Source organism: Agreia pratensis (assembly GCF_900177685.1).
GTDB lineage: Bacteria > Actinomycetota > Actinomycetes > Actinomycetales > Microbacteriaceae > Agreia > Agreia pratensis.
Genome location: NZ_FXAY01000002.1, coordinates 546,302 through 564,932 on the forward strand (window position 1 = coordinate 546,302; position 18,631 = coordinate 564,932).

An 18,631-nucleotide genomic window follows, 5' to 3' on the forward strand; every position below is an offset into this window, starting at 1 on the left:
TTTCACGCCGAGAGTTCGCGGCGCAGAAAATCCACCAGATCGGCGGATGCGCGCCGCGACACCCGCATGATCTTCGGGTAGGTCACCCAGCCGTGGGGCGCCTCTGCATACGTCTGAACGTCGACCGATGTTCCCTCAGCCCTCAGCCGCGCTGCATAGGCCAGCGCTTGGTCACGCAGCACGTCGTGGGCCGACACCTGCACGAGCGCGGGCGGCAATCCAGAAAGTGACAATGCTCGAAGAGGCGAGACAGACGGGTCGTCGTCGGCCCCGTGCTGGCGCGAGGCGCCCAGATAGTAGCGGAAGAAGGCATCCATGTCGGCGCGATGCAGCACCGGCTTCCGGGCGTTGGAGCGCATCGAGTCGTCGTCGAGCGTGGTGTCGGTGACGGGGTAGATCAGGCCCTGGGCTCGGATGGCGGGACCGCCCGAGTCTCGCGCTCGCAATGCCATGACGGCTGACAGATTGCCGCCGGCGCTGTCTCCGAAGACGGCGAGCCGCGATGGCGAGGCTCCGAGCTCCTCGGCGTGCTCAGAGGCCCAGGCGACCGCGGCCAGGCAATCGTCGACGGCCGCAGGGTATGGATGCTGCGGCGCAAGTCGGTAGTCGACGGCCACGACCACGGCGCCCACTTCTGCAGCGACCCGCGAGGGCAGCCAATCGCAGACATCAAGTGCCCCGAAGAGCGTCCATCCGCCGCCGTGGAAGTAGACGGCGATGGGCAGGCCGTGTGCGTCCGGGCTCGAGTCGCGCGGCCGGTACACCCGCAACCCGAGTTGCCCGTGCGACGTCGCGATCGACAGATCACGCACCTCGACACGGCTATCCCTCGCCCCGAAGATCACTCGCCTCACCGGTGCAGGGATGGTTCGCATCGATTGGTTGTGCTCGATGTCGGTGGGACTCATCGTGGCGATGTGCATGGAGCGGAACCTGTCCATGAACCAGCCCCACGCGCGAACGCGAGCGGGAATCGGAGTCGGCGTCACCGCGCTGGGTCTGTCAGTCGAGGTGAGCGGGGAACATGCTGCGTCTCTGCCACACCGGCGCTGAAGACAGAGAGTGCGACGTCGCTGCGTGCAAGGCCGAGCCGCTTGCGCAGCGCGCCGTGAGCGGCGGGCGAATCGATGAGTTCGGAGTGCGGTGAGATGGCGATGCCCTGGCGGTGCGCGTGCAGCCAGAGGCGTTGAAGCACGCGTCCCGCCTCGAGGGCGTGCGGCTCGGAGACGCCGATCCGGCTGTCCATGGCCTCGGTGATGCTCAGGATGTCGTCGATGCCGGCCGCGCGCGAGTTCGCCACGAGCACGTGGTGTGTCGGCGCCCCCTTCTCGTCGGCCACCGCGCTGGGAAGGCTGGCGTCTCGTCCGAGACCCTCGAGAAATCGGGCCACGGGACCCGCCACGGCCACGAGAGGGTCGCGGAGTCGGGCCCTTCGCGTGAACGGCGCTGCGATGCGGGCGAGCGGCCTCGGCATGACCAGCATCGAGTCGGTCATTCCGTCGCGGTGATAACGCGGATGCCGTGGGTCGAGGCGCAGCCAGTGCAGCAGCTCGTTCGCCACGGTGGCGCGCGACGCGGTGAAGGCGATGCCGAGCGTGCTGAGCTGCTTCATCGCGGCGTCGTCGAGCGAGCGAACTCTCAACCACGCCGGCAGCTGCAGAGAGTCGAGGTGTACGAACACCTCCGGCTTGCCCACGAGCGTGCCACGGTACACGCGCCGCTCCCGCACGTCGTCGGTAGTGAACGGAAGAAGGCCCGCCGCGCTCGCCGGCGTATCCGTAGCCGTGGCCGAGGGCGACAGAGTGATTCGGAAAACGGGTCGCGTCGCATCAGCCGGCCCCGCGATCGGCAGCGAGTCGAGCTCGGAGAGGGCGGGGAGAACTTCGACGTCGGCGGCATAACCCTTCTCGGCGGCTCCGATCGCGCAGCTCTCGATCCAGGCGCCGAGCGCCATGATCACATCGCGAAACGTGGGGTCGCCGGCGGGCAACGTGCGCCCGGGAACGATGGACACCTCGATGCCTCCATCGACGATCCGGGGCGACCAGGGCTGGGTGTTGTGTGGTGAGGGCGACCGGCTGGCGAGCAGAATCAGTTCGTTCAGCAGCTCGGAGGAGGGCTTCTCTGTACTCATGCGATTCCTTCGTCGGGGCCGGTCGGTGTCGGGGTCGTGGATGCGGGGGATGTCGGCCGCCTGTAGAGCGTCGAACCGTGCAGCGGTCGGCCGCCGAAGCGTGAGAACTGCCGCGCCGAACCAGTGTTGTCGAGGCCGACCGTGGTGGTGCGCAGCCGTCGGTACCCGCCTTCGGCGAGGTTCACCTGCAGCTGGCGGCTGAGCAGTGTGAGGATTCCGCGGCCCTGTCGCTCGGGCTCGGTGCCCTGGATGATGAGGATGGCCTCGCGGCGGTAACGCCCGCGAGTCAGAAGCAGTTCGAGCTGGCGTAGGGGACTGAGTCGGCCTCGCACCTTCTGTACGAAGGGAGAGATGTCGGGAAGCACCAGGATGAATGCGACCGCCTCACCGGAACCGCTGTCGCGTGCCAGCAGCAGCAACCTCTCGTCGAGCAGAAATGACAGCCCGTCGGTGGCCGCTTTCATCTCTGCTGGCGTGATGTGCGTGTAGTAGGGCAGCTGCTCGAATGAGCCGTTCAGCACGGCGAGCAGCTCGGGAATCAGCGTGTCGGTCTTCGACTTGTCGCCGTATTCGAGCCTGATGCCTGCCGCGGCGAACTCTGCAGCGGTCGGCGCCGTCACCTCGACGGCGCCGACATCGACACTCCACGTCTGCGCCTCCTGCGTTCGCACGAATCCCGCTGCCTCGTAGACACCGGGAACCCACTCCGGGTTCCAGGCCGAGTCGACGAACCCGCGCTCGTCGAAACCTGAGGTGATGACGCCGGCCGACTGATTGGGCAGAAGAGAGACCGGGCCGACGATCTGCTGTTTTCCCGCCGCCCGCGCTGTCTCGTCGAGGTGCTCGAACAGGGCGGAGGCCACCTCGGCGCTCGCGAAGTCGGTGGCGCCGAACAGCTGCGACGTCACTCCGAACTTCTCGTCGAGCCGTGCGTCGGTGTGCACCGTCGAGCGCCCGACCACGCGCCCGTCGTCGTTGCGCACGACCACCAGCCGAATGGGTTCCGGATGCGCGCTCGTGCCGCGATACCAGGCGCGGATCGTCGATTCGAGAAGAGGCACGGCGAGGTCATGAGGCCAGAGGCGGCTCGGCAACTCGATGAACTCTCGAAAGGCCGCGTCATCCGCGACCGTCTCGACCCTCACGAACCCGACCCCGTGGCATCCGCAGACGCATCGAGAGGCGCCGTGGCCTCAGGGTCACCGTGCAACCGGATGTAGCCGGCCGTGCCGTTGCGGGTGTCCTTGGTGATCCACTGCATGAGGTGTCGGTGGCCCGGCATGCGCGCGAACGCGAGCAGATCGTCTCTCCGTTCGAAGAAGGCCAGGGTGCCGAGGGTGAAGGGGAACTCGTAGTAGGTCGTGAACCAGACGTAGCCGCGCATCGTGACCATGCGGGCGATCATCGGGTAGTAGATGCGCGCCAGGGCGATGAGCGCTGAGGGGCCGGTGTATTTCGTCGCGCCCACGAACATGGCGTGTGCGTCGGCTATGGGCCGCGACTCGCGCTTCGACGGTCGCGGCTTCGACGGGCCTTGGCCCGCCGGGCGCTCGGTGGATGCGGCGTCGACCCGGGGCGGCTCGGTTCCACGGCCGGCCTCGACCGAGGTGGGGGTGAAATGCTCTATGTGGCCCATGCGGCCGTCCTCGGCGCGCCAGACTCCGTTCGTGTATCCGGATGGCTCGGCCTCGAGAACGCGGCCCGTCGGATGCGTGCCGCCGAGCCTCAACCACGGCTCGAGACGCGCGGGCGCGGTGACGAGGGCGTGGTCGAGCGCGTCGCGGGTAGAAAAGTAGGAGGCGATTCCGAGGGCGCGCGGCGACCGACCGTAGTTCTTCTGCCAGAGAAAGCCGGGGGAGTCGGCGAAGTGGGTCGCCAGATCGCGGCGGGCTCCGCGGGCGCGCCGCGCATCCGTCGCAGTGTCGAAGCTGCGCTCGACGACGACCATCGCGCGCGCCCGGCCCTGTGGCGGCGCGAGCGAGAAATCGGTGGAGCGCATCAGGTGGCCCTCGTCATCGCGCTGTCGGGGCGGGGTCGGGCACGCCGCCGCGGTCGCCTTCGTCGACGAGGTAGACGTTCTTGATCTTGCGCGGGCCACCCTCGAAGACGCCTGAGCCGAACGAGTGCACTTCGATGCGCACGTCGCTGGCGGTCGGATCCTCCTCGAGCGACTGCGCGATGTCGCGGGAGACGGATGCCAGGTGGGTGAGAACCCCGGCGGCCGAGCGGGTCTTCAGATCGTCGGTCTCGACATCGTCGAGGGTCACACCCTCGCGCAGCTGCAGGTGGATGACCGGTCGCTGCTCGAGGTCGCCGATGTCGAGAAGGCTCAGTTTGAACGACTCGATCTCTTTGGCGTGCGGGTTGTCGAGATAGAGGCCGTTCTCGACATCGAGCGGGTAGATGTTGGCGCCCATGTATGAGATGGTCGAGTCTTTGCGGCCGAAGAGCAGCACGAAGGGCAGCTTCATGCGCTGGGTCGAGAAAGCGCGCTCGAAGGCGAAGCCGAGGCGCGGATACTTCGAGGTGATGGCCTGCATCTCGGGGAACGTGACGATCTTCGCCTCATCTCCGATGTTGTAGCGCAGCTTCGGACTCATGATGGCCATGGAGTTGAGGGTGACCAGGAGCTCGTTGTCTTCGGTGGTCTCGAGGTAGGTCTCGAGCGGGTTGTACTGAAAGATCATCGGGGTGCGCTGTTCGCTCTCTCCCAGAACATCGCGCCGGAGAGGCTCGTTGGCGACGAGCGCCCGCCGCAGCCACACAGAGAGGTCGCTCTCGCCCGACATGCCGATGGTCAGGTCGGATGCGCCGTAGCCGGAATAGACGCGCGTGAATCGGTCTTCGAGGTAGTCGCGCAGGCCCTCGGTCAGCGCCTCGCCGCCCACGAAACCGTTGAGGTTGTGCGCATCCCAGTCGAATCCTTCGGAGTCGAGTCGATCGCGGAGGTGCTTGAGAAAAGGCGGATAGGCGCTGATGAGGTAGACGTAGCCGGGGCCGAAGTGCTTCAGGGTGTCGACGATCTTGTCGATGTCGGGCCCAGTGTTCTTGACCATCGCGATCTTCGACATGGCGAGTCCGGTGTTGGTACCCGTCGCCCACGCGCCCATCGAGAAGGCGTTGATACAGAAGATCTTCTTCGTGCCGAACAGCAGCGTGATGTAGCCGGCCACGTTCTTGTGCACGGTGTCGAGCTCGCGCTTGGAGCGCATCCAGTTGTAGGGCTTGCCGCTCGAACCGCTCGATTCGTCGACGACGGTGCCGACGGTGACGATCTCGCCGTTCCAGCAACGCTCGGCCTCGGGGTATCTGTTCACATAGTCGGTTTTGGATGTCGGGCGGTAGTTGGTGAGTTGCCACCAGCGGAACGAGAACTCCTTCTCGTCGAGGTAGCTCTTGTATGCGGGCACGTCGAGGTATGCCTGCTGGCAGACCATCCACGCGTTGAGCCTTGCGAAGCGCTCCATCGACGGGTGGTAGTGCCTGGCGGTGAAGCGCCAGAGTGCCGGGTGAAGCCGATAGATCGCGTACGTCGCGGTCACAAGCGCTGTCGCGATGCGCAGCGCGGTCTGTCGCAGGGCACTCGTTCGTTGGGGCCTGGCCACGGGAGTCCTTCCGTCGGAGAGGTAATTCACCCTACAGCCGCGCCAATGCGGGTGTCGGGAGCATGAAGCTCGTAGCCTAGGGTCATGTCGACGATCAAAAATCCCGTCGGACCGGAACCGAGCAAGGTCTACTGGCGCCGGCGCGTGATCGTGCTCGCGGGTCTTCTCGCGGTCATCGCCATCATCGTGCTCATCATCGTGCGGCCCGGCTCGTCTTCCACCGTCGGAAGCTCGGCCACCCCGCCCGCGGCCACGACGACTGCTCCGCAGACGACAGCGCCGCCGTCTGGGTCGGGCCAGCCGCAGAATGTCGACGCCGCACCTCCCGCCGACGGTTCGACGCCCGCGTGCGATGCCGCAAATATCGTGGTGACCCCGGTGACCGATGCCGACACCTACGCCGCCGGGGTCAACCCGCAGCTATCGCTCAGCATGACGAACACGGGTGGAACGGCCTGTTCGGTCAACGTGGGCACGGCGCAGCAGGTCTACACGATCCGGAGCGGCGACGAGAAGTACTGGGTGTCCACCGACTGCCAGGCCTCCCCCACCGACATGCCCACGGTGATCGAGGCCGGAGCGACGCTCGCGTCGACTCCGTTCGCATGGGACCGCACCCGCTCCACCGCCGACACGTGCGCGTCGACGGACCGGCCGCAGGTTCCCGCGGGAGGCGCGTCGTACCACCTCGATGTGTCGATCGGCGGATTCGCGTCGGCCGCCAGCAAGCAGTTCATTCTCGGCTAGTTCAGGCCCGCTCAGCTCGAGATCGCCGCTACGCGCGGCCTCCCTTGCATGTCATGCCCTCGGAACGAATTCGCGTGCGCGACCGTGCGGCGATGAGCGCACCGCCGGCCAGCAGCATGCCGAGCGCACCGAGGGGAAGAAGCGGGGGCAGTGTCGCGCCGGTAGCCGCGAGAGTGCTCGCCGTTGCGGAGTCTCCGGGGTCTCCTGCGGCGTCACCGGCAGCAGGGGTGCGGTTCAGCAGATGCACGGCGCCGTCGCGAAGCACAACGCTCGGCGTGTAGCCGGCGGGCAGACCCTCGAAGCTGAATGACGCGAGGTCGATGTTCGACGCGGAGCCCGTGTAGGTGGCGATCACCTGGTCGTCGGCTGGCACGAAGCCGTTCGCGAAGGTGGTCTTCACCTTTCCTGCGACGGCCAGATTGCCAGCGATGTTCATGGCTGCGGCCGACGAGTCGATGCTCAGATCCAGCTCGCCGCCTGTGAGAACGGCGAGGTTGCCGCCGATGACAACCGGTGCGGTCGCGCTCTCCGACAGGATGCCGCCGGCAACGCTGACGGAGCCGGTGCCGAACGCGGTCGGAGACGTTGCCGCGAGCTGGCCGCCCTCGACGACGGTGCCGCCCAGGTAGGAGTTGTCACCGGTGAGTGTCAGAACGCCCGTTCCCTGCTTGGTCAGCGAGCCCGCGCCGTCGATGTCATTGCGCCAGCTATCGGCACTGCTGAAACCACCGTCAGCCGCGTTCATGTCGACGGTGACGTCGGTGGAGAAGGCGCTGTAACCATCTGCCGCGGCGAAGAGGTTCAGCCGGCCCCAACCCTCGGAGTCGTCCAGCAGCGCGTAGCCGGAAGGCAGCGCGGTGGACTGGAGTACCCAGCGGCGCTGGTCTGCGCTCAGGTAGGGCTGCCTCGTCTCGAGCAGAACCTCTGCGCCCTTCGGCACGACCGCCGACTTCGTGGTGTCGCCCACCCGGGGCAGACCGTAGGTGAGTCGCTGCTCATAGAGCTTCTCGTTGCTGCCGCGGTCGGCGAACGCGTCGCTTCCCGACGGAGTGGTGGCGAACAGAGTCGCCGCGTTCGCGCGAGCACTCTGCTTGAGAGCGGCGTTGCCGGGCTGGTTCAGAGCGGCCGCGGCCACGGCGGTCGACATGATGCGGCCGCCGATCACGTCGCCAGGGGAGTGCATGCCAGCCACGATGCGGCTGTTGCCGATCTCCGACGCGCTGGTCAAGATCTGCTGGAACCGCTCCGGCGCCGCGTAGGCGAGCGCATAGCTGGCCAGGTAGCCCGCGTTCGTGTGCCCGCTGGGGTAGCCGCCGTCGGACTGCCACTCGGCATCCGTCTTCTCGGCGGGAACGAGCGTGGGCAGAACCTCGACGCTGTCACTCCAGCGGAAGGGGCGGGCGTAGTTGTAGTAGGCCTTCGCCGGGTTCGTCGAGGCGGCGCTGTTGCGGAACTGATTCACCAGGTCGACCATGGGGCCATAGGTGGTGCCGGAGTCTGCCCAGGCGCCGTTCGAGTTGCCCGCATCGTCGTACTTCACGGTGGTGGCGTCGGTGGGGATCTGGTCGGGAATCGTGGTTCCCGCGTTGGTGCCCGCGCGGAAGGCATCGGCATAGGGGCCGAGTCCGTTGATCGCCGAGTAGTTCTGGTTTCGACGATCGATCAGGTAGGCCTGGGTCGACTGTTCGGCCGTGCGCGACTGGGTGATGCCCGCAGCCGTGGCGATGTTCGCATCGAGCACGGCCTGATTCTTGATCGTGCCCACGCTCGAGGGGATGAACTTGCCGTTCGCATCGAACTGCGCCGTGGGGTTCGCATCGGGCGTCCAGTACTCGAGCATCGGCGAGAGCAGGCCGATCGCGACGTTGCTCTGCGGGGTGGTGTTGCCCGTGGAGTTGCTGGCCCACGCGTCGACGAAGTAGCGGCCCCAGGCATCCGGCTGCGCGACGATCGAGTCGGTCGGCGCTGCTTGGGCGGGTGCGGCGACGCTGCAGGCGACGGTCGCGGCAAGGGCCGCCGCAACAGCGATGCGGATGCGACGGGTACGACGCGTGGGGGACGGTGCGTTCATCGGGTCATGCTCCAGGAAAGTCGTTGCCCGTGCCAGCGCACGAGTCCGGCCCAGTGAATCCGACCAGGGTTACGCCGATAGGAACCGCGGGTTAACAACCCGTGCGTTCATCTGGCACGTCTAGCATCGGGGCATGGTCGAGCGAAACATGTCACAGAATCTCGACGTGCGGGTCGCCCAGGGAATCGCGCGCGGCGTTCGCGAACGAGGCATCGAGGCGTGGCGCAACCTTCCCTATGCCGAGGCGCCGATAGGCCCCCTCCGGTTCAAGGCTCCGCGGCCTCCCGTTCCGTGGGCCGGCGTGCGTGATGCGTCTGAGTTCGGACCGGTGCCCTGGCAATCGTTGCAGGGGCACTTCGTCGGTGCATCGAAGAAGCAGACCATGAGCGAGGACTGCCTGACCCTCAATGTGCTTCGGCCTGCCGGCTCGGTCGGCGGGGGATTGCCCGTGATGCTCTTCATTCACGGCGGTGCCTATGCGGTTGGCTCCAGCGCGGAGTACCCGCGCAACGGCGAGGCTCTCGTGCGAGATGGCGGAATCGTCTATGTGAGCATCAACTATCGACTCAGCGCGTTGGGGTATCTCGACTTCACGCGTTTCTCGACACCAGAGCGCGCCTTCGATTCGAACCTCGGGCTGCGTGACCAGGTGGCCGCGCTCGAGTGGGTGCGTGCCAACATCGCAGCCTTTGGAGGCGACCCGAACAACGTCACCGTGTTCGGTGAATCCGCCGGTGGCAATGCCGTGACCACTCTCATGGCGACGCCTGCCGCGCACGGTCTCTTCGCCAAGGCGATCGCCCAGAGTGCTCCGACGAACGCCATCTATCCTCCGGAACAGACCCATCGATGGGCCGACGAGTTCGTGGCGTTCCTCGCCGATCGCATCGAACCGGGCGGGGTCGAGACCACCTCCGTCGACGACGCTGGCGATCTGCTCGCCCGGGCCGACGCATCCGATCTGGTCGAAGCCGCCGTCTCTCTCACCCTGCTGGCACCCGATCGCGACCCGGGAACCATCGCACTCTGCCCCGTGATCGACGGCGACTTTCTGCCGGAGCGCCCGCTCAAAGCGTTCAAGCACGGTCGCGCCGCGCGCATTCCCCTGATCATCGGAACGAACGACCGCGAGGGCTCGCTGTTCACGGGGCGTCTGGACATTCTGGCGACGACCCCGCCCCGCATCCGGGCCATCTTCTCGCGCACCAAGAAGAAGGCTCGCAAGGCGATCAAGGCCGAGTATCCGGGTCTGCCCGACAAGCGACCGGCCGCTGACTTCGCCGGTGACTACGCCTTCTGGTACCCCACGGTGAAGGTGGCCGAGCGGCACTCGCGCTACGCCCCGGTGCACTTCTACCGCTTCGACATCGCTCCTCGGCTCGTTCGACAGCTCGGCTTCGACGCCACGCACGGGCTCGAACTCTTCGCCCTGTTCGACCGCATGAACGGCTGGTTCGGCCGGGCGATGGGGGCGTTGGGCGGGCGGCGAGCGTTCATGCGCACGGGCGACCGGATGCGGCGGCACTGGATCGACTTCGCCCGCAGCGGGCAGGTGGCCGGCTGGCCCGAATACGACGAAGAGACCCGCGCGACCATGATCTTCGACAAGACAGACCGCGTGGAGAACGACCCTCGGAGCGCGCGCCGCGTGGCCTGGCAGGAGTTCGTGCCACACGTGTGACGACGCTCTGCGCTGATCTCTTCTGCGCTGATCGAGTACGTCTCCTATGCGCTGGTTGAGTAGGTCGCCCAGCGACCGTATCGAAACCCGCCTTCGTCGCGAGCGCTACTCGACCAGCGCGGGTGAACTAGTCGCGGTCGCGGTCTGTCTCGACGAGCCGAAGGGGAGTGCTCGGCGCCTTCTTCTGCGGCGGCTTCGTCGGTGGCGTTCGCGACTGCACGGGGAACGACCCCGTCGACGGATGCGCCGGGCTCACCCGGGAGCCCGTGGCTGGCTGCTTGTCGAAGGCCACGCGGAACGCGCGACGGATCTGCGTTTCGTCGGGGCCGAGGATATCGGTGAAGCCGAGCCGCCTCGCCTCGGTGACGCGCAGGCTGGAGGACGCGACGGGACGCACCTCGCCTGCGAGGCTGATCTCTCCGAACGCCGCGAAGGTATGGGGCAGAGAGAGATCGCTGTTGGCCGAGGCGATGGCGAGGGCGATGGCGAGGTCGGCAGAGGGGTCGACGAGGCGCACGCCCCCGACCGTCGACACATAGACGTCGCGGTCGCCGAGAGGAATGTTGAGCCGGCGCTCGAGCACGGCCAGAAGCATGGCGACCCGCGACCCGTCGACCCCATTGGTGACCCGGCGAGGGTTGGGTGCTGTGGTCTTGACGACGAGGGCCTGGATCTCGACGGGCATCGCCCGCCGGCCGTCGAGAGCGACGGTGACACAGGTGCCGCTGACCGCCTCGCCGCTGCGACTCAAGAACAGGCCACTGGGGTCGGGAACCTCGGCGATGCCCTCGGCGGTCATCTCGAAGCAACCGACCTCGTCGGTGGGGCCGTAGCGATTCTTGAGGGCGCGCACAAAGCGAAGACTGGTGTGGCGGTCGCCCTCGAACTGGCAGACGACATCGACGAGGTGCTCGAGAACGCGGGGGCCGGCGATCGAGCCGTCTTTGGTGACGTGGCCGACCAGAATGACGGGGAGCGAGCGTTCTTTGGCGACCCTGATGAGGGCGGATGCGACCTCGCGCACCTGCGTGGGACTGCCGGCGGCGCTGTCGATGGAGTTGCTGGCGACGGTCTGCACCGAGTCGACGATGACCAGGTGAGGCTGCACTGCGTCGATCTGGCCGAGCACGGTCGAGAGATCGGTCTCGGCGGCGAGCATGAGCGTAGGCGAGAGGGAGTGGGTGCGCTCGGCGCGCAGCTTGACCTGACTGACCGACTCTTCGGCGCTCACGTAGAGAACCCGCAGGTGCTCTTCGGCCGCCTTCGCCGCGACTTCGAGGAGCAGGGTGGACTTGCCCACGCCCGGTTCACCCGAGAGCAGGATGGTGGCCCCGGGAACGAGGCCGCCGCCGAGAACGCGATCGAACTCGTCGATGCCCGTCGCCCAGTGACTGGCGGCCTCGGTGGAGATCTCGGTGATGGGCTGAGCGATGCGCGTCTCGCTGAGCTTCGCCGCTTTCACCGTGCGGGCGATGCCCTCGTTCTCGGCGCTCGACACGACCGTGCCCCACGCCTGGCACTCGCCGCAGCGCCCCACCCACTTGACGCTCTGCCAGCCGCACTCCGTGCAGCGGTAAGCGGTGGGTGTTCGTGAGGCCATGCATCCACGATAGACGCGACCGACGACATCCGATCACCGCCTGTGGAGAGTGGTAGGCGTCAGCCCCGCGTCGCCTCGATGACCATGTTGTCGGTGGAGGGAGCGCCGTCTGGACGCTGGAGGCAGGTGATCACCACGAGACGGCCCGGTGTGTCGGCCCAGACCGACTGGTCGTGAGAGATCTGGCCCTTGTCGACGGTCTCGGTGCTCACGACGTGGTACTCGACATCGTCGACGACGATCGACGCTCCTGACGCGATGCGGGCTTTGCCGTCATCGACGTCGATCAATGCGTTGCCCGGCCCCTCGCCGCCGTTCCTGAGCGAGTGCATGACGACGAAGACGGTGCCGTTCGCGCTGTCGGTCGGAGCGACACCGAGGTTTCTCACCCAGTACGCCGAGGTGAACCCGGGCGGTTCGAGCTCGTTGTCTACGACGTCGAGCGAGCCGAGGGGCACATCGAGACCGACAGATGGCGCCTGGAAGCGTCCCGTGCCCGAGGGCGTGGCCGACGCGCTCGGATTCGGGGTCGATCCGTCGAACTGCACGGCGTTGCCTGCGAGGTCGGTCGGATGCGAGTCGGCATCGCTCGTGCGCTCATGCGGCGCGAGAAAGACAGCCGACATGACGACCATGCCCGACGCGACGACGACCGCGCTGGCGGCGACCATAGTCAGTCGCCGCCAGCGCGGGGTCGATCGCGGCGAGTGCCGCGAAGCCATCTACCGTTCCAGCTTGCTGCGGGTTCGTCGGTAGACGAGGGCGACCGCAGCGAGCAGGGCGAGGCCGAGTGCTCCCAGGCTGACCGCAGGCCAGGCAGAGGGCGGCTCGACCAGTGTTCCGCCCGTCGCAACCGATGGGCCGGCAAGTGATGCGGCTGCACCGGTACCGGTGTCCGTTGTGGATGCCGCGGCGACCACGGTCACGGTCAGCGGGTCGCTGACAGCGTTTCCGGTGCTGTCGGCGAGGAACACCGTGTGTGAGCCGGCCTCCAGGTCGGCCGGAAGAACCGCGCTCGCCGTGATCGTGCCGTCGGAACCGGCGGTCGCCTGGCCGATGACGGTCGGAGTGGAGTGGACGACGATCTGGTAGACCGCACCCGGCGTGAATCCGCTGCCGGTCACGGTTACCGTTGCGCCGGCCGTGAGCGAGTCGCCCTGGGCGATGGCGATGACCGGCTTCGCGACCGTGATGCCGTAGTGCTTGGTGGTCACGCCATCCGGAGCCGTTACCGTGACGTCGACCTTCTGGCCCGACACGGTCACTGTCGACGTCGCATCCGCGTTGCCGGTGACGACCTGCACATCGGTCGGCGCGAGGCTCGGGCTCGCGAGCGTGATGGATGCTCCGGCGTCGGTCGCTGCGGAGTCGAGCGGCACAGAGACCCCGCCGATGGTGATCGCCGAGGCGCTCGCGTCGTTGGAGACCAGGAACCGGTTGCGAAGGGCTGCGATGTCTTGGGACGTGACGCCGATGGTCTTCGACAGGTACGAGTCCATGCCGGAGTACTTGGTGGCGACGTCGCTTTCGAAGGTGCCCTGCAGCAGGTCGGCGGTGGCCCAGGTCACGCCGAGCTGCGTGTTCGAGAGCAGATAGTCGTGCAGGATGTCTGATTCGGAGACGCCGAGGATGTGGTCGAGCATGTCGACGACGGTTCCGGTGCGGTCCATGCCGTGCGAGCAGTGGATGAGCACGGTGCCGCCGGTGTGCGTGGCGAGAAGGTGCAGGATCTGGCTGTACGCGCTGATCATCGGTCCGGGTGTTGCCGCATCGACGTAGCCCTTGTCGACGAGGTCGTGATACATCGCTGTGTCGTCGCTGTAGTCGCCATCCGCGCCGAACATCGAGATGTTGACGCTCTGCGCACCCGGGATGGGAACATCCGGTTTGGTGGCGACCTGGCCGGGCGTACGAAGGTCGATGACGAGGTCGACGTGGTAGGTGTCGGCGAGCGTCTGCGCGCCGGCCGTCGTGATCTTGTCGAGCGACTCGGAGCGGATGAGGCGGGGCGCATTCAGGGTCTGGCCGTTCAGGCCCGTGACCGCATTGAGCTCGCGCCCGTTGACGAGGCCGGGTACGTCGGTGATGGCGTGATCCTGAGCGGTCAGCGCGGGTTGTGCGGGTGTGGCTGCGCTCGCGCTGGTGGCGGAGAGGCCGACGGCGGCGGTGGCGCAGAGCGCGACCGCCGTCAGACGGAGGGGGAGCGAGAGGCGTTGGGCATGGGTGTTCACGAAAGATCCCCGTTCGGGTTCGGGAGTGTGTGCCTGCGGTGTTTAGGCGGTCGGCGGGACGTCGAGAACGCTAAGCACGCGCGATGCTGCGGCAGCAAACATCCGGTGAACGGAGAGCGACGAGCGGCTGGGAAAGCACCCAGCACGCGTCACACAGTCGATCTACAGGTGAGGCTATGCCTCGGGGTCTTCGCCGAAGCCGTCGTCATGACGGCCCTTGGCGGCGAGAGCGGCAGCGCGCTCCGCGAGGCGTTGGCGCACCTCGGCCTGACCCTCTTCGATGATCTTCGCGTCGAGCGGCGCATTCACGTTGTGTGGGTTGCCGTGGTACTTCTCGATGTAGGCGTCGAGCTCGGGGCCCGAGGTCCACGAGGTGATCAGGCAGTAACGCGGCTCGGGGCCCTTGTGCCAGACGGCGTGCCAGAAGCGCTGCGTGTCGACGATGAGCTGCGCGCCCGCGGGCAACGCGATGCGCACCTCGGTGTCGGGGTCGAAGCGGTTCTCGCGCAGGATCATGAACGACTCGGCGTCGTCGGAGAGGTTGAAGAAGCCGCGAACGATCCAGCCCGTGCCGTCGGGGTTGAGGCGGTTGTTGTCGTCTTGGTGCAGGTTGTACAGGGCGTTCGCGTAGCTGTTGGGCTGCAGCTCGATCACGCGGCAGCGGCCGATGTTGGCTCCGGGCTCTTCGGCGCGGGCCTTGAGGATGGGGGCGCGGTCGACATTTGCCTGAACCCAGACGCCGTCTTTGTCGGTGCGCGGGGGAGTGTGGTTCCAGAAGCCGTTGCACTCCATCTCGCCGAAAGCCGAGGCGAGAGGGGCGAAGCGTGTCACACCCGACGACTTCCAGTCGACGTATTCGAGGTCGAGCCACTCCTGGGGGTCTGCCGCCTGGTCGTAGCGGTCGAGAACCACGTAGCCGGTCTCTTCGAATGCTGCGGAGCGGATGTAGCTCATAGAACCAGGACCCTTTCGGAAGTGAGGGCGCGCGGGGTTTGTCGCGCCCAACTAAGGCAAGGCTAACACTTCGGATGCGCCGGATTTCGGCTCCAGGCGGCTTCTCAGGGCGGCATCCGCGGTATCTCGGGCATCGATTTCTACACGCTGTAGATTCGCGCGAACCCCAGGTCTGCATTACACTCGTCCCCGGTACCGTGTCCGAGCGGCCGAAGGTGCAACTCTCGAAAAGTTGTGTGCTTGAAAGAGCACCGTGGGTTCAAATCCCACCGGTACCGCCACGATCAAACCCCCTGAATCCCTTTGTTTACAAGGGAGTCAGGGGGTTTTCTCGTTCGAGATCGAGCCGCTCGCACGCGAGGTGGACACATCCGAGTTTCGCTTTGCGTTATCTCGGCTACCGAGACGGCGTCAAGGTCGTTGCTAGAAGCCTTTGGGGAAGCCGATAGGGCGCAACTCGGGGGCTAGGTTCTCCCACTGCCAAGCCCGCTCCGTTTCTCGATCGTTGTCGTTACTGTAGAGGCCAACGGCTTTCGCGGCGTAGGTCGCAGCGTGCGGCGAGTGATCGAACATATGGGCTCGTTCCTCGACGACCACCAGACAACGCGTCAGATATTCACGATCGTGGGCGGAGCGGTCCTGATACTTTTTGGCCTTACCTCGGGCGCACGAACCCTCAGGTCGATACGCAGACCCGTGACCTCTTCGCAATCGGCACGATGGCTCATACCGTGGTCATTCATTGCACTCGTCACGAACCTCAAGGCACTGACTCTCTACGTCGTGGCCGTTCCACGCCTGCACTCGGATGACCCGGGAGCAGGTGCACTACTACTCACGTTCGCAGCCGTTCATATACTGATGCTCCCTGCATGGCAAGCTCTGCTTGGGCAAGGAATCCGGCGCATCCCTCGCATCGGCACATCGCCGCGATTACGCGCTTGCATCGCAGGCCTCACCGCGGCCTCACTCATCGCGATGGGCGCTCAGGCTCTCATCGGGGCGTCGCGATAGAGGTCAGGTCGCGATCCGCCACCGCATCAGCCGCGGGACGACATCAACTGCCGCGATGACTGCGCGAGTTACCGCCGCAAGTTAAAGGAACGAGTTTCGGACCGTGAATCGCAGCACTAAACGGCCGCGTTCCTGCAGCCCTATCTGTCACCCCTGCTGCACGTAAGCCGATCCCTCAGCGGGCGCTTGAGGTAGTGGACTGTTTCGGCGATGCTCGAAGTGCCACTTTTCACGCTGGCGTATTACTCATAGCAATTCGTTCCACTGTCCGGCATGCTTCGAGGATGAAGCGATGGGGAGTTGCCACACTAGGCATGATCTTTTCTGCGGTGCTGCTCACGGCCTGTGCAGGGGCACCATCAAGCGTCTCGGATCGCACGTACTCAGGAACGGTGGAAACGAGCGGCGGCCCCGACGAGGGGATGGAGTCCTTTGGTTCTCCGCGAGGCGTTTGGCTGAAGCGGAACGATACTTTCGCCATCACCCTCTGGGGTAGCTCCAGCTGCCCGCGCGTTCCGGCGTCGATGGAGCGCATCGCCGACGATGCGGTGACGATAAATTTTGAGGCCTCACCGCAGGATCCGTGTACGGCTGACCTGTCGCCGACTACGCACGAGTTCACTGTTCCAAGTGGTTCGACCGCGACCCCACTGACGGTCACGTTGACCTACACGGACGGGGGCGGCGCTGACTCACTAACTCTGGATTGAGCACCCACGGTATTTCGGATGCAGCAACTATCGGGAGAATCTGAACTAGCGAGGACTGACACTGGCTGAGCGCCCGATAGGGATCCTTCAGGGGTACTCGGCTTCGAGCGGGCAGCTAGATATTGGCGCGGTCCGACTGGCCTTGGCTCATCTGAATGAGCAGCCAGGTTAGATCAAGTCGCCGCGCGGGTGGAAGCACGATGTCCGCTGGATGAATGACGGCGTTTCGGTCGCTCACGGCTTGTCTCCCGGAGGGTGATTGCCGTACTGGGTTCCGCCTTCGGGGGCGGCGTCGACGACTGTCGTAGTCACCGCAGTAGATGACGATGCCGTGCCCGCGGGTAGTCCGTTCTGGGCATCGAGGCTGATTTCACGCTCACCAATGAATTGACCTGTTTTGGGGTCAATGATGATGTCCTGCCGGGCGTTGGTGACAGTTTCAACTCGGCCGATCGCGATACCCGTTGTTCCGTCGAGCGTGGCTTGCTGCTCGGTAATCGTGACACCGGGAATTTCAGCAGCCGCTTGGTACAGCGCAGCCCGAAGGTCTGCGGGTACGGTGCCACTGCGCAGCACATCGGCAATCCAGACAAGAGCTGCACCGTCACGGGACTGGCCTTGACCGTCAGTCTTCGCATAGATGGTTTGCAAGAGCTGGGAGGGGTCACGGGGCAGCGAGTCGTAATCTCCGCTTATTTCCTTTGGTGAACCGCCGTAAAAAGTGCCGGCTGGAGCGCGAAGTAGTTCGTCTTCGTAGAGAGGCTGCATTTCTGCAGCGAACGCTTCCGATGCTGGCCCGAAAGTCTGCACTGGCGTGTGGGCGTACCGCATCCACACCCAGTCGTCGTCCTGGTCTGCCGGGACGTAGAGCTCATCCCTGTAGCCGTCTAGATAGGAAGTGATTTCTCCATTTCCGTCCGCCCCGTGGGACGCGTACACGGCGTCTGTCTGAATGAGCAAATATTGTCCCGGTCCGACAACAGGGTCGGTAACGCCCAGCGTCGCGATTGCGGCGGAATTCAAGACGTCTGCGGCCGCGGCGTCAGCGCCGCCACTCCATGCCCCCAGGCCAAGCACGTTGGTGGCGACAAGTGTCACGGCAAGAGCGCCAGCACCAAGAACGGAGAAGGCAATCAGGGGTGCCCTGCGTCGCCGTACTGGCGACGTCACGCCGCGTAGCGGTCGGACGGATGCTTGAGAGAGTTCGACCGCGAGCTGGGTCATTCTTCGCTGCTCGGCAGGCGTCAGTTCGTTCGCGGGTGCAGGATTCAACGCCCGTACTTGCATGAGAATGTCTGGTTCGGTCATGACGTTCCTTCGTAGGGTTGGAGGTGTTGATCGGCCCGAGAGGGCTCCACGGCTGGTCTGAGAATTTTGGCGAGGCGGCGCTTCGCTCGACTGAGCCGCATTGTGTAGGTGGCTCGCGTGCATCCGAGAACAGCTGCCGCCTCTTGGTCGCTGAGTTCTTCCCAGGCATGAAGTGCGATCGCCTCTTGGTCTTTGCGCGCGAGTTGACGCCAGGCGGCAATGACGTCCAACCCTTGGACTAGGTCAGCGCCGGTGTGTGGTGGCTCCCATGAGCGAAGTGCGACGTTCTTGTGGCGAGCGTCGCGCCGGGCTGTGCTCTTCATCACATTCGAAGCTGTTCGAAAGAGCCAGGCCCTTGGTTCTGCCGGAAGTGCGTCGCGGCGGCGCCATGCGACGGCGAAAGTCTCAGCCACAACATCATCGACGTTCGCCGGGGAGGCGCGGCGCTGCACGTAGCGCAGCACATCGGCGTAATTCGAGCTGTACGCGGCAGAGAATGCAGAGTCCTCGTCGCTTGGCATGTTCCCCCTCAATGGACTGAACTATCAGCCTTACTCTCTACATGCTCCTGGACAC

At 65.7% G+C, this 18,631-nt stretch carries 15 protein-coding genes and 1 tRNA gene; 3 read left to right on the forward strand and 13 right to left on the reverse strand.

The window, feature by feature from the left end:
* Positions 1-2 precede the first annotated feature (2 nt).
* The 5 genes from B9Y86_RS07975 to B9Y86_RS07995 are packed head-to-tail and all read right to left on the reverse strand — an operon-like array spanning position 3 to position 5,739.
* Positions 3-989 (reverse strand): alpha/beta hydrolase, encoded by a 987-nt coding sequence (locus B9Y86_RS07975; RefSeq protein WP_085484724.1) that lies wholly within the window; start codon positions 987-989, stop codon positions 3-5.
* Positions 986-2,134 carry a hypothetical protein gene (locus B9Y86_RS07980; protein WP_085484726.1) on the reverse strand — a complete coding sequence of 383 codons (1,149 nt, stop codon included), beginning with the start codon at positions 2,132-2,134 and terminating at the stop codon, positions 986-988. The genes B9Y86_RS07975 and B9Y86_RS07980 overlap by 4 nt, the downstream gene beginning before the upstream one ends.
* Positions 2,131-3,279, reverse strand: coding sequence for a hypothetical protein (locus B9Y86_RS07985; protein WP_085484728.1), 1,149 nt, complete (start codon positions 3,277-3,279; stop codon positions 2,131-2,133). Before B9Y86_RS07985 ends, B9Y86_RS07980 begins: the two co-directional genes overlap by 4 nt.
* Complete coding sequence (locus tag B9Y86_RS17545; protein WP_176223302.1) at positions 3,276-4,133, reverse strand: hypothetical protein; 858 nt, start codon at positions 4,131-4,133, stop codon at positions 3,276-3,278. The genes B9Y86_RS07985 and B9Y86_RS17545 overlap by 4 nt, the downstream gene beginning before the upstream one ends.
* 13 nt (positions 4,134-4,146) lie before the next feature.
* Positions 4,147-5,739, reverse strand: a complete 1,593-nt coding sequence (locus B9Y86_RS07995; protein WP_139824813.1) for a phenylacetate--CoA ligase family protein — start codon at positions 5,737-5,739, stop codon at positions 4,147-4,149.
* Positions 5,740-5,823: 84 nt separating this feature from the next.
* Here B9Y86_RS07995 and B9Y86_RS08000 point away from each other — a divergent pair, with 84 nt between their 5' ends.
* On the forward strand, positions 5,824-6,486 hold the full coding sequence (locus B9Y86_RS08000) for a hypothetical protein (RefSeq protein WP_085484732.1): 663 nt from the start codon (positions 5,824-5,826) through the stop codon (positions 6,484-6,486).
* Between the two features lie 28 nt (positions 6,487-6,514).
* On the opposite strand, the gene B9Y86_RS08005 is transcribed toward B9Y86_RS08000, so the two are convergent.
* Positions 6,515-8,557 carry a phosphatase PAP2 family protein gene (locus tag B9Y86_RS08005; protein ID WP_085484734.1) on the reverse strand — a complete coding sequence of 681 codons (2,043 nt, stop codon included), beginning with the start codon at positions 8,555-8,557 and terminating at the stop codon, positions 6,515-6,517.
* A 133-nt stretch (positions 8,558-8,690) separates the two neighbouring features.
* On the opposite strand from B9Y86_RS08005, the gene B9Y86_RS08010 reads away from it, so the two are divergent.
* Positions 8,691-10,238 (forward strand): carboxylesterase/lipase family protein, encoded by a 1,548-nt coding sequence (locus tag B9Y86_RS08010; RefSeq protein ID WP_217809185.1) that lies wholly within the window; start codon positions 8,691-8,693, stop codon positions 10,236-10,238.
* A gap of 127 nt (positions 10,239-10,365) precedes the next feature.
* Here B9Y86_RS08010 and radA read toward each other — a convergent pair whose 3' ends face one another.
* The 4 genes from radA to B9Y86_RS08030 all read right to left on the reverse strand — a co-directional run bounded on the left by radA (position 10,366) and on the right by B9Y86_RS08030 (position 15,023).
* On the reverse strand, positions 10,366-11,838 hold the full coding sequence (gene radA / locus B9Y86_RS08015) for a DNA repair protein RadA (protein WP_085484738.1): 1,473 nt from the start codon (positions 11,836-11,838) through the stop codon (positions 10,366-10,368).
* A gap of 59 nt (positions 11,839-11,897) precedes the next feature.
* On the reverse strand, positions 11,898-12,509 hold the full coding sequence (locus tag B9Y86_RS08020; protein WP_244894681.1) for a class F sortase: 612 nt from the start codon (positions 12,507-12,509) through the stop codon (positions 11,898-11,900).
* Between the two features lie 51 nt (positions 12,510-12,560).
* Positions 12,561-14,069, reverse strand: coding sequence for a tyrosine-protein phosphatase (locus B9Y86_RS08025; protein ID WP_085484742.1), 1,509 nt, complete (start codon positions 14,067-14,069; stop codon positions 12,561-12,563).
* Between the two features lie 174 nt (positions 14,070-14,243).
* A complete protein-coding gene (locus B9Y86_RS08030; protein WP_085484744.1) occupies positions 14,244-15,023 on the reverse strand; it encodes a hypothetical protein in 780 nt (259 codons plus the stop codon).
* A gap of 191 nt (positions 15,024-15,214) precedes the next feature.
* On the opposite strand from B9Y86_RS08030, the gene B9Y86_RS08035 reads away from it, so the two are divergent.
* Positions 15,215-15,304: transfer RNA gene (locus B9Y86_RS08035), tRNA-Ser, on the forward strand.
* Positions 15,305-15,446: 142 nt separating this feature from the next.
* On the opposite strand, the gene B9Y86_RS17905 is transcribed toward B9Y86_RS08035, so the two are convergent.
* The 3 genes from B9Y86_RS17905 to B9Y86_RS17910 form a co-directional block, all read right to left on the reverse strand.
* Positions 15,447-15,734, reverse strand: coding sequence for a putative immunity protein (locus tag B9Y86_RS17905; RefSeq protein ID WP_425319468.1), 288 nt, complete (start codon positions 15,732-15,734; stop codon positions 15,447-15,449).
* Between the two features lie 1,247 nt (positions 15,735-16,981).
* Positions 16,982-18,055 (reverse strand): CU044_5270 family protein, encoded by a 1,074-nt coding sequence (locus tag B9Y86_RS08050; protein ID WP_139824815.1) that lies wholly within the window; start codon positions 18,053-18,055, stop codon positions 16,982-16,984.
* The gene (locus B9Y86_RS17910) at positions 18,052-18,576 is read right to left on the reverse strand and encodes an RNA polymerase sigma factor (protein WP_085484752.1); all 525 of its coding nucleotides are present in this window, start codon (positions 18,574-18,576) and stop codon (positions 18,052-18,054) included. The genes B9Y86_RS08050 and B9Y86_RS17910 overlap by 4 nt, the downstream gene beginning before the upstream one ends.
* Positions 18,577-18,631 lie beyond the last annotated feature (55 nt).